Raw genomic sequence first — 6196 nt, forward strand, 5'->3', positions numbered from 1 at the left:
CGGCCTCGCAGTCGGCGCCGGTGTCGGCCTCGCAGCGGGTCCCGCTGCCGCCGTCGGCGTCGCAGCCGGCGCCGACCGGCACCCCGCCCGGCGGCGTCGCGGCGGCCGGTGCAGGCACGCCCGCGCCCGGCTTCCCGGTCCAGACCCCGCCCGGCGGCATCCCGGCGCCCGGAGCGGCGGGGACCGGGATCCAGGGGCCCGGCACCCCCGCCTCCGGCTTCCCGACCGGCACCCCGCCCGGTGGTGTGCAGATCGGCGGCGTCCAGGTCGGCGCGGACGGCTTCCCCACGAGCACCCCTCCCGGAGGTGTCCCGGCGGCGGGCACACCTGCGGGCGGCGTCCCCGTGAGCGCGGGAGCCCACGCCAAGCCCGACGCCGACGACGAGGCGACCGTGGTCGGCGGGGCCGAGGAGACCCTGCAGATCCCGCCGGTGACCGGCACGCCCGCGGGCGGGTTCGCCGAGCCGACGCTGCCGGTGGCGCGCCCCAAGCCCGGTGGCCCGACCGGTCCGCAGGGCACGATGGCGCTGGCAAGGCCGGGCGTCATGCCGTCCGCGCCGCCCGCCCCCGCGCCCAAGCCGCGCAAGCCCAAGACGCCGAAGAAGACGCCCGAGCAGGTCCTGGAGGAGGAGCGCCAGCGCAGCAAGCGGCAGTTCATCACCTGGACCTCGGTGGCCGTGGTCGCGGCCGTCCTGGCGGGCGTCATCGGCTGGTGGATGGCGGCGGGCCGGTACGCGGACGTGCCCGAGCTGGTCGGCAAGCAGGAGTCCGAGCTGTCGGCGCTGATGGGCGACGCCTCGCTGAAGTTCGTCACCGCCATGGAGGCCAGCGACACCGTGCCCAAGGGCGAGGTGCTGCGCACCGAGCCCGCGGCGGGCACCGAGCTGATGCGCGGCGACCTGGTGCGGATCACGGTGTCGCTGGGCAGGCCGGTGGTGCCGCAGCTCAAGTCGAACCTGGACGTCGCGGTCGCGCAGCAGGAGCTCAAGCTGGTCGGCCTGGAGGGCGAGGTCAACGAGGCCGAGAACGCCTACAGCGCCACCGTCCCGGTCGGCAAGGTCGTGACGCTCAAGCCCGAGCCCGGCACCCAGGTGCCGATCGGCACGAAGATCACGATCGTGCTGAGCAAGGGCCCCGAGCCCAAGCCGGTGCCGGACGTGGTGGGCAAGAGCAAGGCGGACGCGTTCGCCGAGCTGACCGCCGCGGGCTTCGAGCCGGTGGAGGGCAAGGCCGAGTTCGCCCAGGGCGTCGAGGAGGGCAAGGTCATCCGGATCACGCCCGCCGCGGGCACGAACGTGCCGGAGGGCGACAAGAAGGTCACCGTCGTGGTGTCCGGCGGCGCGGTGACCGTGCCGGAGGTCAAGGGCAAGCGGGTCAAGGACGCGCGCAAGGACCTGGAGAAGCTCGGCCTGGAGGTCGAGGTCCAGTTCAACGGCAGCGACCGCGCTCGGGTGTTCAGCCAGAGCCCCGACGCGGGCACGAAGGTCGAGAAGGGCAGCCGGGTCACCCTGGTCGGCATCTGATCTCCCTCGCGAACCCGGTCCGGGCAGCCGTCAGCGCTGCCGGGGCCGGGTTCGCCGCTTCCGCGCCGGGCGCGCGACGGCGAACGCCCCGCCCCCGGCGGACCGGGGGCGGGGCGTTCGGGATCGTTCAGGGCCGTGCAGGGCCGTGCAGGGGGGATGTCAGGAGCGGAGCATCTCCGCCACCAGGAAGGCCAGCTCCAGCGACTGCTGGGTGTTCAGGCGCGGGTCGCACGCCGTCTCGTAGCGGCCCGCCAGGTCGGTGTCCGAGATCTCCTGGGCGCCGCCCAGGCACTCGGTGACGTCCTCGCCGGTCAGCTCGATGTGGATGCCGCCGGGGTGCGTGCCGAGCCTGCGGTGCACCTCGAAGAAGCCCTGCACCTCGTCCACGATCCGGTCGAAGTGCCGGGTCTTGTAGCCGGTGGACGACTCGTGCGTGTTGCCGTGCATCGGGTCGCACTGCCAGATCACCTTGTGCCCGGAGGCGGTGACCTTCTCGACGATCGCGGGCAGCACGTCGCGCACCTTGCCGTTGCCCATGCGGCTGATCAGGGTCAGCCTGCCGGGCTGGTTGTGCGGGTCGAGGCGCTCGACGTACTCCACGGCCATCTCGGGCGTGGTGGACGGGCCGATCTTCAGGCCGATCGGGTTGGCCAGCAGCTCGGCGAACGCGATGTGCGCGCCGTCTAGCTGCCTGGTCCGCTCGCCGATCCACAGGAAGTGCGAGGACAGGTCGTACAGCTTCGGCTCGTCGCCCCTGGTGTCCAGGCGCAGCAGGGCCCGCTCGTAGTCCAGCAGCAGCGCCTCGTGCGAGGCGAAGATCTCCGTGGTGTGCAGCGAGGAGTCGTTCACGCCGCACGCCGACATGAAGCGCAGGCCCCGGTCGATCTCGGCGGCCAGCGCCTCGTACCGCTCGCCCGCGGGCGAGGTGCGCACGAAGTCCTTGTTCCAGTCGTGCAGGCGGTGCAGGTCGGCCATGCCCGCGGTGGTCATGGCGCGCAGCAGGTTCATCGCCGCGCCCGCGTTGGCGTAGGCGCGGATCATGCGGCCGGGGTCGGCGACGCGGGCCTCGGGGGTGGGCACCAGCGAGTTGACGATGTCGCCCCGGTACGACGGCAGGCCGAGGGCGTCCGTGCCGGAGGAGCGCGGCTTGGCGTACTGGCCCGCGATCCGGCCGATCTTCACGACGGGGAGGCTGGCGCCGTAGGTGAGGACCACGGCCATCTGGAGCAGGGTGCGGACGTTCGCGCGGATGTGCGGCTCGGTGTTGTCCGCGAACGTCTCCGCGCAGTCCCCGCCCTGCAGCATGAAGGCTTCGCCCCGCGCGACGGCCGCGAGGTTCTCGCGGAGCCGGTCGATCTCGGCGGGCACGGTGATGGGGGGCACGCTCTCCAGCACGGCGCGGACCCGTCGGGCGAGGTCGGCGTCCGGCCACTCGGGCTGCTGGGCGGCCGGCCTGCCGAGCGCGTCGTCCAGCCGCGAGCGGAGCTCGGGCGGGAGCGGCGGGAGCTCGGGAAGCGTGTCCACGGGCACGTCCACGGTCCAGTTCACGTGTTCAAGAGTAGGCCTTCCTAGTCCCTGGGACAGCCGTGGGTGGCCTGTGCGCGGAGCTGGGTACGGAGAACCCCCGAAGGAATGAAGAAGCGGCGCTGACCGACGTCTTCGCGGCGCGCCTGCTGGCGGTGGCCGCGGGGAACGTGCAACGGGACCCCTTGGCGCGCTGGTCGCCCGAGGTCAGCGCGCCGGGTGGCCCTGGAACGGGCGATCCCCGGCCCGCGGGACGCGGACCGGGGATCGCCGAACGGCTCGGGGGAGCCGCGGGAACTCAGCCGAAGAAGACCTCGGCCTCCTGGTACCGCTCCAGCGGCACGGTCTTCAGCTCGGCGGTCGCCTCGCTGAGCTTCACGCGCACGATGTCGGTGCCCTTGAGGGCGACCATGACGCCGAAGTCGCCGTCGGCGACCGCGTCCACCGCGTGCAGGCCGAACCGGGTGGCGAGCACGCGGTCGTAGGCGGTCGGGATGCCGCCGCGCTGGACGTGGCCCAGCACGACCGCGCGGGACTCCTTGCCGGTGCGCTGCGCGATCTCCTCCGCCAGCCAGGTGCCGACGCCGCCGAGGCGGACGTGCCCGAAGGCGTCCTTCTCGCCGGAGTGCAGCACCTCGGCGCCGCCCTGCGGGATGGCGCCCTCGGCGACCACGATGATCGGCGCGTACTGCTTCTCGAAGCGGCGCTCGACCCACGTGACGACCTGGTCCACGTCGAACTCGCGCTCGGGCACGAGGATGACGTTCGCGCCGCCTGCGAGGCCGGAGTGCAGCGCGATCCAGCCCGCGTGGCGGCCCATGACCTCCACGACGAGCGCGCGGTGGTGCGACTCGGCGGTGGTGCGCAGCCGGTCGATCGCCTCGGTGGCGATGTGCACGGCGGTGTCGAAGCCGAACGTGTAGTCGGTCGCGCCGAGGTCGTTGTCGATGGTCTTCGGGACGCCGACGACGCCGATGCCGTCGTCGGTGAGCCGCTTCGCCACGCCGAGGGTGTCCTCGCCGCCGAAGGCGATCAGCGCGTCGACCCCGTGCTCCTTGAGGGTCTTGCGGATGGCCTCGACGCCGCCCTCGACCTTGTAGGGGTTGGTCCGCGAGGAGCCGAGGATGGTGCCGCCGCGGGTGAGGATGTCCTCGACGTCGGCGAGACCGATCGGCTTGGTGAGCCCCTCGATCGGCCCCTGCCACCCGTTGCGGAAGCCGAGGACGTCCCAGCCGTGGGTCTCCACGCCCTTGCGGACAACACCGCGGATCACCGCGTTGAGGCCGGGGCAGTCTCCACCGCCGGTGAGCACACCGATGCGCATCTGCTCGTCACCCATCTCTTCATCGTCGTGTCGTGGGTCACCCAAGCGTGACACGCGCTGGATCGGTGCAGCGAAGAGGGGGGTGCCTCAGCGGGCGGTGTGCCCGCGGCGCTGCCAGAGCTCCTCGATGACCTTCCACTTGACGAGGTTGTGCCTGGCGTCGGCGAGCGCGTCGTGGGCGTCCTGGGGCGGCGCGGGCAGGGCGGGCTTGCCCACGTCCTCCCACCGCTGGCGCAGGTCGCGGGTGAACCGGGGCAGGCTGCGCGGCAGCGCGGGCATGGCGCCCCACAGCTGGGCGAGGGCCACGTGGTCGTAGGCGGCGAACCACGCCCACAGCTCGACGCGGTCCCGGTTCGCCTTGGCCCCACCGAGGAATTCGAGCAGCTCAGCGCGGATGCGGGCGCGGCTCATGTAGGCCTTGCTGGAGGGCGGGGGGAGCTGGTTGAGGACGTTGTCGCGCACCCACGGCCCGGCCTTCTCCGGGTCGAACTCGGTGGAGACGGCGTAGAACTCGCGGCCTTCCTCGTCGACGACGCCGATGGAGACGAGGTCGATCGTGACCCCGTCCTCGATGAACTCACAGTCGTAGAAGAACCGCATCGGAACAGCCTAGTGATCCGGGACGGGCGCACCGCGTGCCGGGGCCGCGCGAGGGGCGCCGCGACGCCGCCGCGGCGGGTCCCGCGGCGCGATCCGGGGCCCTGCGGCCGGTGGCCGGAAAAATGAGCTGTGCGCCACACCCAGGGGCCCGTCCGCCCCGGAACGCGGTGCTCCGGGACGGGCCCGGCGCGGTCAGCTCGCCTTGCTGTCGGGGATCCTGCCCGCGGCGGGCGGCGCGGAGGGCTTGCCCGCGGCGTCGGCCTCCTTGGCCTTGGCCGCGTAGACGTCCACGTACTCCTGGCCGGAGAGCTCCATCAGCGCGTACATGATCTCGTCGGTGACCGAGCGCAGCACGAACCGGTCGCCGGACAGGCCCGCGTACCGGGAGAAGTCCAGCGGCTTGCCGATCTTGATCTTGATCGGGTACGGCCGCCACACCTTCGACCCGATCGGGTTGGCCTTGTCGGTGCCGATCATCGCCACCGGGATCACCGGGGCGCCGGACTCCAGCGCGATCCAGGCGACGCCGACCTTGCCCTTGTAGAGCCTGCCGTCGGGCGAGCGGGTGCCCTCGGGGTAGATGCCGAGCACCTTGCCGTCGCGGACGATGCGCACGCCGGTGTCGAGCGCGCCCTGCGCGGCCGAGGCGCTGGAGCGGTCGATCGGGACCTGGCCCATGCCGTGGAAGAACCAGCGCTTCAGCGTGCCCTTCAGGCCCTTGCCGGTGAAGTACTCCAGCTTGGCGGGGAACGTGACCCGCCGGGAGAGCTTCAGCGGGAGGAAGAACGAGTCCGACACGGACAGGTGGTTGCTGGCGAGGATCACCCCGCCCTCGGCGGGGATGTGCTCGGCGCCCTCGATCACCCGAGGGCGGAAGAAGAGCTGGAGCAACGGCCCGACCAAGACGTTTTTGATCAACCAGTAGAGCACTGTTGGAAGCGCCTCCTCGACAGCCGATACCCCTACCAGCGTACGGAGCGGGGGCCTCGGGGCACAACGAAGCTCGTCGGGGCCGGGTTTCGCGCAAGTCCCTCCGGTCGCCGTAATCCGCAACACCGCGAGTCCGTGCGACGATGGACCGGATACCGCAGGGGGACGCGCCGCCGCGCCCCCGACCGCGATCCGGAGGGCTGGGGGCAGTGGTGATGGACTCCCGACGCGACTCGAACGGCCCTGAGGACGTGGACGCGGCGTTCGCCGAGATCGTCGCGGGCCTGGAGCGCGA

The 6196-nt window shown here is 72.5% G+C and carries 5 protein-coding genes; 1 reads left to right on the forward strand and 4 read right to left on the reverse strand.

The window, feature by feature from the left end; all coding sequences use genetic code 11:
- The coding region (locus ACTUAL_RS19540) for a PASTA domain-containing protein (protein ID WP_440901261.1) at positions 1-1523 on the forward strand (1523 nt) is incomplete at its 5' end.
- Between the two features lie 159 nt (positions 1524-1682).
- Here the strand turns inward: ACTUAL_RS19540 and ACTUAL_RS19545 are convergent.
- The 4 genes from ACTUAL_RS19545 to ACTUAL_RS19560 form a co-directional block, all read right to left on the reverse strand.
- The gene (locus ACTUAL_RS19545) at positions 1683-3071 is read right to left on the reverse strand and encodes a class II 3-deoxy-7-phosphoheptulonate synthase (protein ID WP_096492018.1); all 1389 of its coding nucleotides are present in this window, start codon (positions 3069-3071) and stop codon (positions 1683-1685) included.
- A 274-nt stretch (positions 3072-3345) separates the two neighbouring features.
- Positions 3346-4371, reverse strand: coding sequence for a 6-phosphofructokinase (locus ACTUAL_RS19550; protein ID WP_440901263.1), 1026 nt, complete (start codon positions 4369-4371; stop codon positions 3346-3348).
- A gap of 87 nt (positions 4372-4458) precedes the next feature.
- Positions 4459-4971 carry a polyadenylate-specific 3'-exoribonuclease AS gene (locus tag ACTUAL_RS19555; RefSeq protein ID WP_096492017.1) on the reverse strand — a complete coding sequence of 171 codons (513 nt, stop codon included), beginning with the start codon at positions 4969-4971 and terminating at the stop codon, positions 4459-4461.
- Positions 4972-5163: 192 nt separating this feature from the next.
- Complete coding sequence (locus ACTUAL_RS19560) at positions 5164-5901, reverse strand: lysophospholipid acyltransferase family protein (protein WP_440901262.1); 738 nt, start codon at positions 5899-5901, stop codon at positions 5164-5166.
- Positions 5902-6196: the final 295 nt, after the last annotated feature.

The organism is Actinosynnema sp. (assembly GCF_052038725.1).

Coding starts and splice junctions, on each gene's coding strand:
- ACTUAL_RS19550 (WP_440901263.1), bottom strand. CDS start 4,371: ATGCGCATCGGTGTGCTCACCGGCGGTGGAGACTGCCCCGGCCTCAAC.
- ACTUAL_RS19555 (WP_096492017.1), bottom strand. CDS start 4,971: ATGCGGTTCTTCTACGACTGTGAGTTCATCGAGGACGGGGTCACGATC.